Raw genomic sequence first — 16065 nt, 5'->3', positions numbered from 1 at the left:
CGAAGATCGCCGATGCCCAACCGCGAGCTACACCACGTCGTGGGACACGACCGAAGTGCAAGTCCTCTTCATGCTTGCGAGTCGTAAGAATCGCATCATGTGCAGCGCCGCGCCGCCGTGTGAACGCCGCGATCCAACCACTCTGCGTAGTTCCCGAGGGTCACCACCGTCGGTCGATGGCCTAGAGCAGTAGCTTCCTGCGGCATCCGTTTATGGGATTCGGCATTTTAGCCGAACATCTCGCGGCGGCGCTGCACATGCGGATCGGGACACTGGACATGAGCGGACAGGAGACAGTTGCGGTCCGTGCCGGGAAGCACGCTGTCATCCTGTGCCATCCAGATCCGCGCAGTTTCAACTATGCGGTCGCGAGGGCCTATTGCGATGCCGTTCGCGCCGCAGGGCAGACAGTCGTGCTCAGGGATCTGTACGCGCTAGGGTTCGATCCGGTTCTGAAATCGAACGAACGGCCGACCATCGACAATCCCATAGTGTCGCGAGATGTGACGGCCGAACTCGATCTCCTTGCGGGAAGTGATGTGTTCGTACTGATCTATCCGATCTGGTTCGGCTCGCCGCCGGCGATGATGAAGGGCTATATCGAGCGCGTGCTGGGCACCGGCGTCCGGCCCGAGGCGATCCAGAAACGGGCTCCTACCGATCTGCTCGGCGGTAAGCGGTTGCTCAGTCTCACGACCTCGGCAACGACCGACATCTGGTTGAACGAACAGGGCCAGGAGCAAGGGCTGCGCAGCGTCCTCGATCTGTATCTGGTGCATGCGTTCGGAATGCACTCGCAGGAGCACAAGCGTTTCGACCACATCACCCCTGAACTCAGCCAGCGTTTCGCCGATCAGTATTTTCTCGAGGTGGTGACCCAGGCGCAACGCACCTGCGCCCAGCTCGCCTTCGGCGACGAGGCATTGCTTCACGACCCCCTGCTCGCACGTCGATTTTCAGGCTGAGATCGAGCGAGAGCGGCGTGCGCGACATTCATCCGAATTATCGAAGGAACCACTTATGCCGCGCATGATGCAGGCCGCCGTCGTGGAAGCGTTCGGCAAGCCATTGACGCTCAAGGAATGCGAGGTCCCGACCGCAGGACCGGGCCAGATCCTGGTCAAGACCGAGGCTTGTGGGGTGTGCCATACCGATCTCCATGCCGCGCGGGGCGACTGGCCGGTGAAGCCGGTGCCGCCGTTCATTCCGGGCCATGAGGGCATCGGGATCGTCGTCGCGGTCGGGACCGGGGTGACGATCGTCAAGGAGGGCGACCGCGTCGGCGTGCCGTGGATGTATTCGGCGTGCGGGCACTGCGAATATTGCCTGTCGGCCTGGGAAACCGTGTGCCCCGAAATCCAGTTCAGCGGCTACACGCGGAACGGGGGGCTTCGCCGAGTATATCCTCGCCGATCCAAACTATGTCGCACCCATCCCCAACGGCTTGTCGGCGGTCGAGGCCGCGCCGATCATCTGCGCCGGGATCACGACCTACAAGGGACTGAAGGAAACCGGCGCGCGCCTTGGCGAGTGGGTCGCCATTTCGGGTGTCGGCGGGCTCGGGCATCTCGCCGTGCAATATGCCAGGGCGATGGGGCTTCGGGTCTGCGCGGTCGATGTCGACGATGGCAAGCTGGCGCATGCCAAGGCGCTCGGCGCCGAGCTGCTGGTCAACGCACGGGGCGGTAGCCCGATCGAGCTTCTGAAGGACGGCACCGGCGGCGGGGCGCATGGCGTGCTGATCACCGCGCCGTCGCTCGCCGCCTTCAATCAGGGCGTCGCGATGACGCGGCGCCACGGCACCTGTGTGCTCGTCGGTCTGCCGCCGGGCGACTTCCCGCTGCCGTTGTTCGACGTGGTCGCTAATTGCATCACCGTGCGCGGTTCGTTCGTCGGCACGCGCAAGGACATGGCCGAGGCGCTGGCGTTCGCCGCCGACGGCAAGGTCAAGGCCGATATCGAGCTCCAGCCGCTGTCGGCGATCAACGACGTGTTCGACCGGCTGGGGCACGGCAAGGTGCCCTCGCGCGTCGTCCTCGATTTCGGAAACCGGGCATGAATGCGATCGAGACACTGCCGAGAAGCCATCGCGGCCATCCGGCGGCGGCGGACCCGCATCACCCCCTGACGCCGGAGATGCTGCGGCGGATGAACGCTTATTGGCGCGCCGCCAACTATCTGTCGGTCGGCCAGATCTATCTGCGCGACAATGCGCTGCTCGAGCGACCGCTGACGATCGCCGACGTGAAGCCGCGGCTGCTCGGCCATTGGGGGACGACGACGGGGCTGAACTTCCTCTACGTCCACCTCAACCGGCTGATCGTCGAGCATGATCTCGACATGATCAATGTCATCGGCCCCGGCCATGGCGGCCCGGGCCTGGTCGCCAACACCTATCTAGAAGGCTCGTACACCGAACGCTATCCGGCGATCGAGCGCAGCCGCAGCGGCATGCACCGGCTGTTCCGGCAATTCTCCTGGCCGGGCGGCATTCCGAGCCATGTCGCGCCCGAGACGCCGGGGTCGATCCACGAAGGCGGCGAACTCGGCTATTCGCTCGCCCATGCCTACGGCGCGGCCTTCGACAATCCCGATCTGATCGTCGCCTGCATCGTCGGTGATGGCGAAGCGGAAACGGGTCCGCTGGCGGCGAGCTGGCATTCGAACAAGTTCCTTAATCCGGCGCGCGACGGCGCGGTGCTGCCGATCCTACATCTGAACGGGTTCAAGATCGCGAACCCGACGATCCTCGCACGGATCGAGCCGCATGAGCTCGACGCGCTTCTGCGCGGCTATGGCCATGATCCCTATTTCGTCGAGGGAAGCGAACCCGATACGGTCCATCAGCAGCTCGCCGTCGCGCTCGATCGCGCGCTGGCGCGCATTCGGGCGATCCAAGCGGAAGCACGCGCCGAGGATGCGACACCGGACCGTCCGCGCTGGCCGATGATCGTGTTCCGCACACCCAAGGGCTGGACGGGTCCCAAGTTCGTCGACGGCAAGCCGGTCGAGGGAACGTGGCGCGCGCATCAGGTGCCGATCGCCGGTTTCGAGAATCCCGAGCATCTACGCCAGCTCGAGGCGTGGATGCGCAGCTATCAGCCCGAGGAGCTATTCGACGCGGACGGCAAGTTGCTAGACGAATACGCATCGCTCGCGCCGACCGGGCACCGGCGGATGGGATCGAACCCGCACGCCAATGGCGGCGAGCTGCTGGTGCCGTTGTCGCTGCCGGACTTCCACGCCTACGCCGTTCCGTTCATCGAGGCCGGTCAGGTCAAGACGGAGGCGACGCGGGTCCTCGGCCGCTATCTGCGCGATGTCATGAAGCTCAGCATGACGACGGTGAACTTCCGCGTGTTCGGTCCTGACGAGACCGCCTCTAACCGTCTGGCTGATGTGTACGACGTGTCGGGGAAGGTCTGGATGGCCGAGATCGACGCGGTCGACGAGAATCTTAGCGCTGACGGCCGGGTGATGGAAGTGCTGAGCGAGCATCTCTGCCAGGGGTGGCTGGAGGGGTATTTGCTGACCGGCCGTCACGGACTGTTCTCGTGCTACGAGGCGTTCATCCACATCGTCGACTCGATGGTCAACCAGCACGCCAAATGGCTGAAGGTGTCCAAGGCGATCCCTTGGCGCCGGCCGATCGCGTCGCTCAACTATCTGCTGACATCGCATGTCTGGCGGCAGGACCATAATGGTCTCTCGCACCAGGATCCGGGCTTCATCGATCACGTCGCCAACAAGACCTCGGACGTGGCGCGCATCTATCTGCCGCCCGATGCGAACTGCCTGCTGTCGGTCGCCGATCACTGCCTGCGCAGCCGCGGCTACGTGAATGTGATCGTCGCTGGCAAGCAGCCGGAATGGCAGTGGCTCGGGATGGACGCCGCGGTGCGGCACTGCACTGTCGGTGCAGGTATCTGGGGCTGGGCAGGGGACGATGAAGATCCCGATGTCGTCATGGCCTGCGCCGGCGACGTGCCGACCTTGGAGGCGCTGGCGGCGGTCACGATGCTGCGCGCCTATGTGCCCGACATCCGAATCCGGGTCGTCAACGTCGTCGACCTGATGGTACTGCAGCCACGGTCCGAGCATCCGCACGGACTCGACGATCGCGAGTTCGACGCGCTGTTCACATGCGACAAGCCGGTGATCTTCGCATTCCACGGCTATCCGGCGCTGATCCACAAGCTGACCTACGCCCGCGCCAACCACGCCAACATCCATGTCCGTGGCTACAAGGAGCAGGGCACCACGACGACGCCGTTCGACATGGTCGTGCTGAACGACCTCGACCGCTATCGGCTTGCGCTGGACGCGATCGAACGCATCCCGCGCTTCCATGATCGGCTGGAGCGTGAGACCGCCCGCTATTGGACGACGATGGAGCGCCACAAGCTCTACATTGCGGAACATGGCGACGACATGCCCGAGGTGCGCGATTGGCGATGGGAGCGGTGAGCCGGCACGCCGACGCCGTCGTGCTGGCGCTTAACAGCGGGTCGTCGTCGCTCAAATACGGGCTGTACGCGGTTGCCGGCTCCTACCCCACGCTACTCCTCGGTGACGTGATCGAAACCACCGACGACCACGGCGTCTTCTTCGATACGGTCAGCATCGCTCTCCGAAAGGCAAACGCATCGGCTCCAACCGTAATAGGACACCGGATCGTGCATGGCGGGCCGCACCGCGATCGCCACTGCCTGATCGACGATGCCGTGCTGGCCGACTTGGAAGCGGCCTGCGCGTTCGCTCCGCTGCACGGCCGGGCCTCGCTCGCGCTGATCCGGATGGCGCAGGCCCGCTATCCGGCCCTGCCGCAGGTCGCCTGTTTCGACACCGCCTTCCATGCGGGGATGCCCGATGTCGCCAAGGCGCTCCCGATCCCGCGTGCGTATCGTGCGGACGGGGTCCGGCGGTACGGGTTTCATGGGCTTTCGTGCGAATCTATCCTCCGTCAGCTGGGGGACGACATGCCCGCCCGGCTGGTCATCGCCCATCTCGGCAATGGTGCCAGCGTGACGGCGGTGCTGGACGGCCGCTCGATCGATACCAGCATGGGCCTGACGCCGTCCGGCGGCGTCGTAATGGCGACGCGAACGGGCGATCTCGATCCCGGCGTGCTGCTCTTCTTGCTCCGCGAAAAGGCCATGCCTGCCGCGGCGCTCGCCACCATGATCGATCATGCGTCCGGGATGATGGGAGTCTCCGGACTATCGAGCGACATGCGGCGGCTGCGCGATGCTGCTGCGACGGATGCCGATGCGACTCTCGCGATCCGCATGTTCCAACGCTCGGTCTGCAAGCAGGTTGCGGCGATGGCGGCCTCGCTTGGCGGCATCGACATACTCGTCCTGACCGGCGGCATCGGCGAGAACGATGCCGCCACTACGCAAGCGATCCGCGATGGCCTGGCGTGGCTGCCGGCGCTTCGGATCACGACGATCCCATCGCAGGAGGACGAGCAGATCGCGCTACATGCCGCGTGGCTATGTTCGGGTAGCAAGCCTGACCATTTCCTCTAGGTATTTTCCGAGGGCCGACGCCGTACCGGCTGGGGGATAGCTTTCAGTCACGGTATCCCACCGGTCGGTCACCGCTTCCTGCGGGGCTCGAAGTCGGGCGACCGCCAGGAAGTTATGATGGAAGCCAGGAAAGCCGAGACCGCCTACCTTCGGCGACGCGTGTCGGACTCGCTGGCGATGGCGGCGTCCGCTGCCGAGTCCTGCGCCCAGATCGCGCATCTGACGCTCGCGAGACTGTACGGCGAGGCGATCGATACGCCGGTGGTGCTGCCGGGGCGTCCATCGTTCCATGCGCTGTTTTCGGAAGCGGCTACCGCAGAACGAGCGTTTCCATCCGACCGTGCCAGTTTTCCGCAAACGGTGTTCATGATCCGCGATTTAGCGGAGGATGAGAAGCAACTGTCGTCCGCGCTCCTGTCGTGACGCCGGTCGGCGTGAAACGCTTGAGCCGCGCTCAACGGCGGTTCTGACTCAAGGCACCGGCTGCATCGACTATCCGCGAAGGTCGGGCCTTCGTCCGCAACGCGGCACGGATCAGCATGAACCCCGGAAGCAGCGGCAACCACAAGGTGAACACGCGCAGAAGCAGCGTGGCAGCGAGAGCGGCCTCGAGCGGAACGCCCATCAGGCTCAGCATGCCGGTCGCGCCGGCTTCGAACGTGCCGAGCCCGAGCGGTATCGGCCCCAGCGTCGCGACCATCGACGCTGTCATCACCGCGACAAAGGCCACCGGGAACGGAACGTCCTGCCCCAGTGCCCGGAAACAGACCATCAGGCTCGCCGAATCGGCCAGGAAAACGATCCCGTTCACGGCTGCGGCGCGCGCGATCAGGCCGCGATCGGCGAGCAACTTGCCCGGCGCCTCGCCGACGATCAGCACGAGACCCCGAACCACCGCGAAACGGGCGAGCATCGGCGACAGTGGATGCCGTCCACGCCAGCGGATCCAGACAGCCAGCCCGGGTATGGCGAGCGCGACGACGAGAAACAGCATCACGAAGCCGCCGATCCAGAGCGACGCAAGTCCCTTGCTCCAGAGAATGGCCAGCATCGCCAGCGCGCATACGCAATAGGCCGCATAGAAGCCGGTCATCGACACCAGCAACGCGGCCACCGCAGCACCCCGCTTGACCCCGAGCCCGGTCAGCCGATCGACGACGAACATGTTTCCGCCCATGCCGGCGACGGGCACGACCTGGTCCGCGAACAGCTTGCCGATGGCGATCGGATAGAGCCGCCGGAATGGTTGCGGCGTGCCGGCAGCCGCCAGGACGATCTTCCAGCCGGCGGCGACGCAGAGATAGGTCACCGCCTGTAGCGCGAGCGCGACGAGCAGCCATCCCGGGCGCGCGCTGCGGAGCATTGCCGCGAATGCCTGCAGATCGCCGATCCGAACGACCGCACCGACGACGAGCGCGATCGACGCGATACCGAGGATCCAGCCCGTATGCCGCAGGAGACCACGACGGATCGACGTCAGGATGGTCACGCCAGGCGTGCCACGCGAGCGCGTGGCTGCCGGCGGGGCCTGCGACGAAGGTGGTCGAACAGGAATGTCTTCAGCAACTCCGCAATCACCAGATAGGCGGCTGTGACGCCGCCCAACGCTAGCATGATGCGCCAGGGCGGTGCGACGAACCCGAACCAGGTGGCGGCCGGCGTGAAGGGCAGCGCCATCGCGACCAGCAAGGCGCCCAGCGACGATGCCGCCAGCGCCGGACGGGGCAGGTCCGCCCAGGGCCGGCCGTTGGTGCGGATGATGAAGATCACCAGGATCTGCGTCGCCATCGACTCCAGGAACCACGCCGTGCGGAACTCCGCCGGCGCGACGTGGAAGACGAGCGAGAGGCCGGCAAAGGTCAGCAGGTCGAAGGCGGACGACAAGGGTCCCATGACGGCGGCGAAGCGGATGAGCGCGCGCATGTCCCACACCTGCGGCCGCGCGACCGCTTCGGGACGGACACCGTCGAACGGGATGCCGATCTCCGACACGTCGTAGAGCAGGTTGTTGAGCAGGATCTGCGTCGGCAGCATCGGCAGAAAGGGCAGGAACAGCGACGCCGCCGCCATCGACAGCATGTTCCCGAAGTTCGAGCTGGCACCCATGCGGACATATTTCAGGATATTGGCGAACGTCCGCCGCCCCTCCTCGACCCCGTCGGCTACCACGCCCAGGTCGCTGTCGAGCAGGATCATGTCGGCCGAGGCCTGCGCGACGCTCGCCGCGCCCTCGACCGACAGGCCGATATCGGCGAGCTTCAGCGCCGGCGCGTCGTTGATGCCGTCGCCGAGATACCCGACCACCGCGCCGCCTGCCTGCAGCGCGCGGATCAGTCGCGCCTTCTGGTCGGGCGCCAGCCGGCCATAGGCGTCGATGCCGCGCACCTGCACCGCGAGCGCGTCGTCGCTGAGCTTCGCGATATCGGCGCCCGACAGAACGCGCTCGGTCGCGAGGCCGACTAGCCCCGCCAGCCGTCCGACCACGACCTGATCGTCGCCCGACAGGATCTTGAGCCGGATGCCCGCCGCCTTCAGACGCGCCACCGCGGCTTGCGCGGTCGGTTTCGGCGGGTCGGCGAACGCGCACAGCCCTTCATAGACCATGTTCGTCTCGTCACCGGCCTCGGGCGCGTGCGCGGTGCCGGTCCAGGGGCGCGATGCGATCGCGATGGCGCGCAGACCCTGTTCGGCAAGCCGGCGGACCTGCGCCAGCACGGCCTCACGCGCTGCCGGGTCGAGGCCGCCGCCCCGCGACGTCGCGCACGCCGCCAGTACCGCCTCGGGCGCACCTTTCGTGATCAGCACGAGTCCATCCGGCCCCTTGACCAGCACGGAGCCGAGGCGACGATCGAAATCGAACACGCTCTGCGCGGCGAGCGTCCAGCCATCCGCCGCCTGCGCCGAAGCGGCGACGAGCGCCACGCCGAGCGCGCCATGATCGCCGCCGAGCGCGGCCGCGATCGCGCCCAGCCTGGACGGCTCGGGATCGTCCGCACCCGATGGGACAATGCTTCTGGCGAGGCTGATCTCGGCCGAGGTCAGCGTGCCGGTCTTGTCGGTGCACAGGATCGTCATCGCACCGAGATCGTGGATCGAGGCGAGCCGCTTCACGATCACCTTGCGCTTCGCCATCCGCATCGCTCCGCGCGAGAGCGTGACGGTCGTGATCATCGGCAGCAATTCGGGCGTGAGGCCGACGGCGAGCGCGACCGCGAACAGCAGCGACTGGAGCAGCGGCCGGCCAAGGAAGATGCTGGCCGCGAGCACGACGACGACCAGCGCCAGCGTCAGGCGCGTCGTCAGCAGGCCATAGGCGTGGAGATCGCGCTCGAACGGGGATGGTGCCTGCGCGGTTGCGAGCGCCGCGGCGGCCGACCCGAACAGCGTGTCGCGTCCCGTGCCGACGACCAGCGCGGTCGCCGTTCCGGTCTGCGCGACAGCACCGCGGAACAGGGCGTTCGTCGCCTCGCCGGCGGTCGTACCCGTGACGATCCCCGGTCGCTTGTCGACCGGATAGGGCTCGCCCGTCAGCGCCGCTTCGTTGGCCGTAAACGCGCTGCTCTCCAGGATAAAGGCATCGGCGGGGATGATATCGCCGGCCTGGACGCGCACCACATCGCCGGGGACGACGGTATCGATCGGAACCGCGACGAAGGCACCATCGCGCCGAACATTCGCCGATATGGCGACTGACTGGCGCAGGATCTCGGCCGCGTGGACTGCTCGACCCTCCTGGTAGGTGTCGAGCAGGACCGAGAAGGCGAGGATGAAGACGATGATCGAGCCGCCGATCGCATCGCCCGTCGCGGCCGACACGAATCCGGCGGCGAGCAGAATCAGGGACAGCGGCTCGAGCAGCCGCCGCGCGATCGCGCGCAATGGCCCTGTCCGTTTCTCCACACCGTCGCTGTTGAGGCCGTGGGACTTCAGCCGTGCCGCCGCCGCCGCCGTGCTCAGGCCGTCGCGCGTGCTATCGAGCTTGCCAAGCATCGCCTCGACCGACTGGGTCCAGAACGGTGCCGGCGCCGGGGCCGGCTCCGGGGCCTGCTCAGCGTGGGGATCAGCTGTCATCGGGGAACGTCGGAATCCGGTTCATGCCGCTGCCGCGAGGCCAAGGCCGCGAACGCCTTCGATCATCTTGATCAGCACGGCCTGGGCGTCGCCATAGACCATGCCGCAATTCTCGCCGTAGAACAGCGTGTTGACGATGCCGGCATAACCCTTGCCCTCGCCGCGCTTAACGACGAACACCTGCTTCGCCTTGTCGGCGTCGAGGATCGGCATGCCGAAGATCGGTGATGCCTTGTCGGTCCGTGCCGCCGGATTGACGACGTCGTTCGCCCCGATGACCAGGACGATGTCGGTCGCGGCGAAATCGTCGTTGATGTCCTCGAGCTGGAAGATCAGGTCGTAAGGCACGCCTGCCTCGGCGAGCAGGACGTCCATCTGCCCGGGCATCCGACCCGCGACGGGATGGACCGCGAACCTGACCTTCACGCCGGCGGCCTGGAGCAGCTTCACGAACTCGTAGAGTTTCTGCTGCCCTTGCGCGACGGCCAGACCATAGCCGGGGACGATGATGACGCTGGCCGCATAGCGCATCGCGATGCCCGCATCGCTCGGGTCCATCGGCTTCAGGCTGCCGGTGATCGCACCCTGTTTCTGCCTGGTTGTCGGGCCGAAGTTCGTGAACACGACGTTCCCGACCGAGCGGTTCATCGCCTTGGCCATCAGCAGCGTCAGCAGCAGTCCGGCCGCGCCGACCACCATGCCCGCGACCATCAGCGCCGGGTTCTGGAGGACATAGCCTTCGAGGCCGACGGCGAGGCCGGTGAAGGCGTTGAAGATCGAGATGACGACCGGCATGTCCGCGCCGCCGATCGGGAGCGTCATCAGGATGCCGAAGACCACCGCGCTCGCAAAGAAGATCGCGATCGCGGTCTGCCCCGCGATGACGGGATCGACGAGGCCGATGGTCGTGGCGACGATGTAACCCCCTATCGCGATGGTCAGGAGCATCACGGTGCCGTTGAGGATCTGCTGGCCGCGGAGCCGCAGCGGCTTCTCGATCATGCCGTCGAGCTTCGCCCAGGCGATGATCGAGCCCGAAAACGAGATCGCGCCGATCAGCGCGCCGAGCAGCGTGACGATTAACTGGGTTGTGCCCGCCGCCTTGCCGCCGAGCAGTTCGACGCCGGCGATCGCACCCGCCGCGCCGCCGCCCATCGCGTTGTAGAGCGCCACCATCTGCGGCATCGCGGTCATCGCGACCTTGCGCCCGCTCCACCACGCCAGGCCGCCGCCGATCGCCAGCGCCAGCAGCGCCAGCGCGATGTTCACCGGCAGATGCGGCCGGGCGGCAGCATTCACATCGAAGGCATAGAGGAAGCTGGCGGCGATCGCGACGAGCATGCCGATCCCTGCGACCGCGATGCCCGAAGGCGCTGTGACCGGGGACGACATGCGCTTCAGCCCGAACAGCAGCAGGAAGGCGGCGATCAGCCCGGTCGCGCCGACGACGAGCATGGCGATGGTGGCGAGCATCTCAGCCCTTTCTGGCGCGACGCGCGCGCTTGGCGGGGTGGGGTCTGGCGGTGCTGGGCTGGAACATCGCAAGCATGCGGTCGGTGACGGCGTAGCCGCCTGCCGCATTGCCCGCGCCGAGCAGCACGGCGAGGAAGCCGATGACCTGCTCCTGCGTCGTCGTGGCGTTCAGGAGCGCGAAGATGCCGCCGACCACGACGATGCCGTGGACGAAGTTCGATCCCGACATCAGCGGCGTGTGGAGGATCGCCGGGACATGGCCGATGATGACCCAGCCGGCGAAGCCCGCAAGCATCAGGATGTAGAGCGCTGAAAACCCGGTGATGGCGAGGTGCATGTCATTCTGCCCGATCGTGGCCGCTGCCTGCGACGGCGAGTGTTTTGGGTGCGACCTCGGGTTGGGATGGCGATCCGCCATCCTGCATCCGGCCGTCATGCGTCAGCGCGGTCCTGGCCAGCATTTCGTCCTGCCAGTCGATCGTCACGATGTTGTCGCCCATCATCAGCGCGAGCAGGTTGTACTGGTTCTTCGCATAGAGGACGCTCGCATCCTCGGCGATCAGCGACGGCACATTCAGCGGTGCGACGATCGTCACCGCGCCGATCTCGATCGTCTCTCCGGGGCGCGTATCCTCGCAATTGCCGCCGCCCTCGGCGGACAGATCGACGACGACCGCGCCAGCCTTCATGCCGCGCAGTTGCGCCACGCTGATGAGCCTGGGCGAGGGCTTGCCGGGTATCGCGGCGGTTGTGATGACCAGGTCGGCCGCCGCCAGATGCTGCGTCACGACGTCGGCGACCTTCACCGTCTCCGCATCGGTCAGCGCCCGCGCATAGCCGCCCTTGCCGCGGGCATCGACGCCGGTCTCGACGAAGGTCGCGCCGAGCGACAGCGCCTGCTCGCGCGTGTCGGGCCGCACGTCATAGCCTTCGACGACGGCACCGAGCCGGTGCGCGGTCGCGATCGCCTCCAGCCCCGCGACGCCCAATCCCATGACGAGCACCCTGGCAGGCCCGATCGCGCCGGCGGCGGTGGTCAACTTGGGGAGGATACGCCGCAGATGCGTCGATCCGAGCTGCACCGCATAATAGCCAGCGAGCGCCGACTGGCTCGACAGCGCGTCCATCGACTGCGCGCGGGTGATCCGCGGCACGCGCTCCATCGCAAAGCAAGTGATCCGGCGTTCGATCAGCCGGCGGACAAGTTCGGGTTCCTTCTCAGCGTAGACGAAGCAGATCAGGATCGCGCCGGCCTTCATGGCCGCCACGACCTCGCTATTTGGTGGCTGGACCGCGAGGACGACGTCCGCATCGGCGACCATTGCCAGCCGGTCGGGCATAATCGCCACGTCGCTATAAGCGCTATCGGGCAGCTTGGCGCCGAGGCCGGCGCCGGTTTCCATATGGAGGCGCGCGCCCAGCTTGATCAGCTTGGGCGCGACCGAGGGCACCAGCGCCACGCGCCGCTCGTCGGCGCGCGTTTCCTTCAGGACGGCGACGTTGACATACATCGTTCAGGCGATCGGATCTATGGAATGGCGGAACTTCATCGGGATTTTCCTCGGATCGGGCAGGACCGGGACCGTAGACGGTGAGGCTGCCGTCGCCAGCGTCGGGAACTACCTATCGGTGCCGGCGGGCGCGTCAGGCGATGACGGGCACCCGCCGCATCGCCATGGGCAGTGCGGGTGCCGCGCCGAAGCGGACGACGAGATCGGGCCGCGCGTCGCCGATCCCGAGCCATCGCGCGAACGCCGCACGGACCGCCGGCACCTCGATCGGCTGGTTGACGTGCGCATGGCGCAGGCCGAGCGCGGTCGCCTGGAGCGCGAAACGCTGGAAGCTGCGGCCGACGCGCACCCAATGCTCCGCATCCGCCTTGTCGCCCACGAACACCGCGATGCCCGACGACGACCGCAGCTGCGCCGTGTAGCGGGCGTCCTCCGCTTGCTTCGTGAAGAGCAGCGGGAACAGCCGGCGGCCGAGCCAGCTGGGCACCGTCCGGCTTCCGGTGCAGCCCGAATACAGGCCGTCGCCGCGGCGCATCGCTTCGTCGGCGTTGAACCGCACCCAGTGACGCAATTCGTCGACGAACGCCGGATCGTCCATCTGCCGGTCGTTCGCCGCGATCAGATGCTCGAGCACGCCTTCGCGCCGTGGCCGGTCGAGGATCAACAGAAGCGAGACGCCGTCGATCGCGGCAGCCCGCTCCAGCCGTTTAAGGTCGTCGGCCGCGATCGTGCGGCCGTCAAGAAGAGAGCGGGTGGACTGACGCGCCGGGATCGCGCGGCACAAGTCGACATCCGCCGCCCGCCCGACTGCGAGATCGACGGCGATCCTGCTGTTGGCCGCATCGAACGCAATCGCCGCCGGGTGGCCATTCGCGCTTGCCGCGATCGACAGATTCTCCGCGGCGCATCCCAGGCTGACGAAAAGGTGGTGATCGTCGGGATCGACCACCGGCGTGCGACGGGCAAAATCCGACCCGATCGTTACGCCGCCTTCGGTCAGGGCGAAACGCCAGGGTTGGGTGTTGTGCCCGTTCGCCGCAAGCGTCGCGTAACGGACGAAATCGCGCACGCCCGGATCGATGCCGAGCGGTGCGCGCAGCTTCGCCGTGCCGCCGCGTAGCGATCGATATCATTGCCCGTGCAGCCGGCAAGACCGACCAGTCCCAATCCGGCGATAGTGCCGGTCACGAAGTCCTGTCGATTGTGTATAGCGTGTCAGCCTGTCTGGAGCGATGACGTCACACGGCTCCGATCGTCAGCCTCGCGCGTTCCACCCTGCCCAACCGTAATCGATTGACGCGGCGATCGCCGCCAGGAGCGTCCGGTCGCCGACGTCGTGCTGCAGTACCCTGTCGCCGTGCCGTTCGGCCTCGTGCAGCATCCCACTTTCCGGATGAAGGCCATGGAGGAGCAAGGCCTTTCCCCGCCATCCGCTGGCGCGCATCTGTCGCAAGAGGTCAACGCCGTCGGCTGCGTCCATGTCCAGATCGAGGATGATGCACGGGCAGTCCCTAGATCGAGGATCGGCCAGGATGGCCGCACAGGTCGGGTACGACCTGACGTCGTATTTCTCCGATCGAAGCATCAGCTGCCGCGCGTGGCGGACAGCCGGATTGCCGTCGACGAGGGACACGCCGATGCCTTCCGGTAAAGAAATATTGTGGTCGTCCGACATGCGCTGTTCCTCAAGATAGCCTTGAAGATCGCACGTCGGACCAGGCGCCGTCTTTACGTAATGGGCGAGGGGTTTTCAGGCGGGTGCGGCATCGCCGAGACCCGCGGCGAACGCGATCCGCAGCACATCGGACAGGCTCCGCGCGGACAGCTTTTCCATCAGGTTGGCGCGGTGGACCTCGACGGTCCGGGTCGCGATGCCCAGATCGTAGGCGATCAGCTTGTTCGGGCGTCCGAGCACCATGCCGTCGAGGACGTCATGCTCGCGCGCCGTAAGCGCCGCCAGGCGAACCGCCGCTTCGGCCGCTGCCAGATTGCTGCGATCGTTCCGGCCGGCCTGGCTCAGCGCCTCGTCGATCGCCAGCAGCAGGGCGGTCCGCTCGAACGGCTTTTCAAGGAACTCGATCGCGCCCGCCTTCACCGCGCGAACGGCAAGGGTCACGTCACCATGGCCAGTCAGCATGATGACCGGGAGCATGATGCCCTGTTGCGCGAGCCTGGCCTGAACCTCCAGGCCATCGATCTCGGGCATGCGGACGTCGAGCAGCACGCACCCTTGCGTATCCCGCGTCGTGGTCTTCAGGAATTCGATGCCCGAGGCGTAGGTCCGGACGGCGTGTCCCGCCTTGCGGAGCATGAACCCGACGGATTGGCGGATCGCCTCGTCATCGTCGACGACATGGATCGTGCGCGCCGGGTCAGACATCATCGTCTCCTGCCAGGGGGACGCAGAAGTGGAACTCCGTCCCGCCTTCGCCGCCGGCCTCCGCCCAGATCCGGCCGCCGTGCGCCTCCACGATCGTCCGGCAGATCGAAAGCCCCAGACCCATCCCGTCGGCCTTGGTCGTGGCGAAGGCGTCGAACAGCCGGGCGCGAATATCGGGCTCGATGCCGATGCCCGTATCGGCGACAGTTACCCGTACCCAGCCCGCGCGATCCGGGGCGGTGGCGATCGTCAGCTCCCTGGTCGGGGATGCCGCCATCGACTGGATCGCGTTGCGGATGAGGTTGACCAGCACCTGCTGGATCTGGACCCGATCGACCATGACCCGGTCGAGGCCGGCGGCGATCGTCATCGTCACCGTGATGCCCGCCTCGTGCGCGCCGAGCAGGCCCAGGCTGGTCGCTTCCTCGACCAGCACGTCTAGGCGCTCGGTCCTGAACCCGGTGTCGCCCCCGTCGACAAAGGCGCGCAGGCGGCGCACGATCGTGCCTGCGCGCAGCGACTGGGCGGCCGCGAGATCGAGCGCCTCGGCGATCTCGCACAGCAAGGTGTCGTCGGTATCGCCGATCATCGCACGGGTAGTCTCCAGGTAATTGGCGATCGCGGTCAGTGGCTGGTTGATCTCGTGGGCGAGCGTCGACGCCATCGTGCCCATGGCACTGACCCTGGAGATATGGATCAGTTCGGACTGCAGTTCCTTGACCTTGCGCTCGGTTTCGCGACGGTTGGTCAGGTCGCGCACGAATCCGGTGAAGATGGTCTCCCCGGCAATCGACGCCTCGCCGATCGCCAGTTCCATCGGAAAGACCTGTCCGCCGGCACGCTGCGCCGTCGCGATCCGGACGTCCCCCACGACATGGGGCACGCCGATCGCCAGCAACGCGCGCAGGTCGTGGTCGTGGTGAGGGCTCTCGACCGGCGGCATGAGCATGCCGACATTGCGTCCGATCACCTTGGCCGCGGTGTAACCGAACAGCTGCTCGGCCGCTGCGCTGAACGAGGACACCGTGCCATGCTCGTCCATCACGATCATCGCGTCCGGCACCGTCGCAAGGATCGAGCGCAAATGGTGTTCGCGGCG

The 16065-nt window shown here is 66.6% G+C and carries 13 protein-coding genes and 1 pseudogene; 5 read left to right on the top strand and 9 right to left on the bottom strand.

What is annotated here, in order from left to right:
- Window positions 1-212 precede the first annotated feature (212 nt).
- The 5 genes and pseudogenes from ACFE7D_RS11020 to ACFE7D_RS11000 all read left to right on the top strand — a co-directional run bounded on the left by ACFE7D_RS11020 (window position 213) and on the right by ACFE7D_RS11000 (window position 5954).
- A complete protein-coding gene (locus ACFE7D_RS11020) occupies window positions 213-965 on the top strand; it encodes an NAD(P)H-dependent oxidoreductase (protein ID WP_375395464.1) in 753 nt (250 codons plus the stop codon).
- Window positions 966-1020: 55 nt separating this feature from the next.
- Window positions 1021-2059 (top strand): annotated as a pseudogene (locus ACFE7D_RS11015) (zinc-dependent alcohol dehydrogenase).
- A gap of 77 nt (window positions 2060-2136) precedes the next feature.
- Window positions 2137-4467 (top strand): phosphoketolase, encoded by a 2331-nt coding sequence (locus ACFE7D_RS11010; protein ID WP_375395465.1) that lies wholly within the window; start codon window positions 2137-2139, stop codon window positions 4465-4467.
- Entirely contained in the window at window positions 4455-5531 is a 1077-nt protein-coding gene (locus tag ACFE7D_RS11005; protein WP_375395463.1) for an acetate/propionate family kinase, read from the top strand. The genes ACFE7D_RS11010 and ACFE7D_RS11005 overlap by 13 nt, the downstream gene beginning before the upstream one ends.
- A 117-nt stretch (window positions 5532-5648) precedes the next feature.
- The gene (locus ACFE7D_RS11000; protein WP_375395462.1) at window positions 5649-5954 is read left to right on the top strand and encodes a hypothetical protein; all 306 of its coding nucleotides are present in this window, start codon (window positions 5649-5651) and stop codon (window positions 5952-5954) included.
- 31 nt (window positions 5955-5985) lie between these two features.
- Here ACFE7D_RS11000 and ACFE7D_RS10995 read toward each other — a convergent pair whose 3' ends face one another.
- The 9 genes from ACFE7D_RS10995 to ACFE7D_RS10955 all read right to left on the bottom strand — a co-directional run.
- A complete protein-coding gene (locus ACFE7D_RS10995) occupies window positions 5986-7020 on the bottom strand; it encodes a YbhN family protein (RefSeq protein WP_375395461.1) in 1035 nt (344 codons plus the stop codon).
- Window positions 7017-9602 (bottom strand): magnesium-translocating P-type ATPase, encoded by a 2586-nt coding sequence (gene mgtA, locus ACFE7D_RS10990; RefSeq protein ID WP_375395460.1) that lies wholly within the window; start codon window positions 9600-9602, stop codon window positions 7017-7019. Before mgtA ends, ACFE7D_RS10995 begins: the two co-directional genes overlap by 4 nt.
- A gap of 21 nt (window positions 9603-9623) precedes the next feature.
- Complete coding sequence (locus ACFE7D_RS10985) at window positions 9624-11075, bottom strand: NAD(P)(+) transhydrogenase (Re/Si-specific) subunit beta (RefSeq protein ID WP_375395459.1); 1452 nt, start codon at window positions 11073-11075, stop codon at window positions 9624-9626.
- Window position 11076: 1 nt separating this feature from the next.
- A complete protein-coding gene (locus tag ACFE7D_RS10980; RefSeq protein ID WP_375395458.1) occupies window positions 11077-11412 on the bottom strand; it encodes an NAD(P) transhydrogenase subunit alpha in 336 nt (111 codons plus the stop codon).
- Between the two features lies 1 nt (window position 11413).
- On the bottom strand, window positions 11414-12586 hold the full coding sequence (locus ACFE7D_RS10975) for an NAD(P) transhydrogenase subunit alpha (protein WP_375395457.1): 1173 nt from the start codon (window positions 12584-12586) through the stop codon (window positions 11414-11416).
- Between the two features lie 133 nt (window positions 12587-12719).
- Window positions 12720-13655, bottom strand: coding sequence for an Acg family FMN-binding oxidoreductase (locus ACFE7D_RS10970; protein ID WP_375395456.1), 936 nt, complete (start codon window positions 13653-13655; stop codon window positions 12720-12722).
- A 186-nt stretch (window positions 13656-13841) separates the two neighbouring features.
- Window positions 13842-14261 carry a response regulator gene (locus ACFE7D_RS10965; RefSeq protein ID WP_375395455.1) on the bottom strand — a complete coding sequence of 140 codons (420 nt, stop codon included), beginning with the start codon at window positions 14259-14261 and terminating at the stop codon, window positions 13842-13844.
- 75 nt (window positions 14262-14336) lie between these two features.
- Complete coding sequence (locus ACFE7D_RS10960) at window positions 14337-14966, bottom strand: response regulator transcription factor (RefSeq protein WP_375395454.1); 630 nt, start codon at window positions 14964-14966, stop codon at window positions 14337-14339.
- Window positions 14959-16065: ATP-binding protein (locus tag ACFE7D_RS10955; protein WP_375395453.1), on the bottom strand; the 1107-nt coding region annotated here is incomplete at its 5' end. The genes ACFE7D_RS10955 and ACFE7D_RS10960, both read right to left, overlap by 8 nt.

It is taken from the genome of uncultured Sphingomonas sp. (assembly GCF_964244235.1).
Taxonomy (GTDB): Bacteria; Pseudomonadota; Alphaproteobacteria; order Sphingomonadales; family Sphingomonadaceae; genus Sphingomonas.
This window is presented reverse-complemented; position numbering and strand designations above follow the sequence as displayed.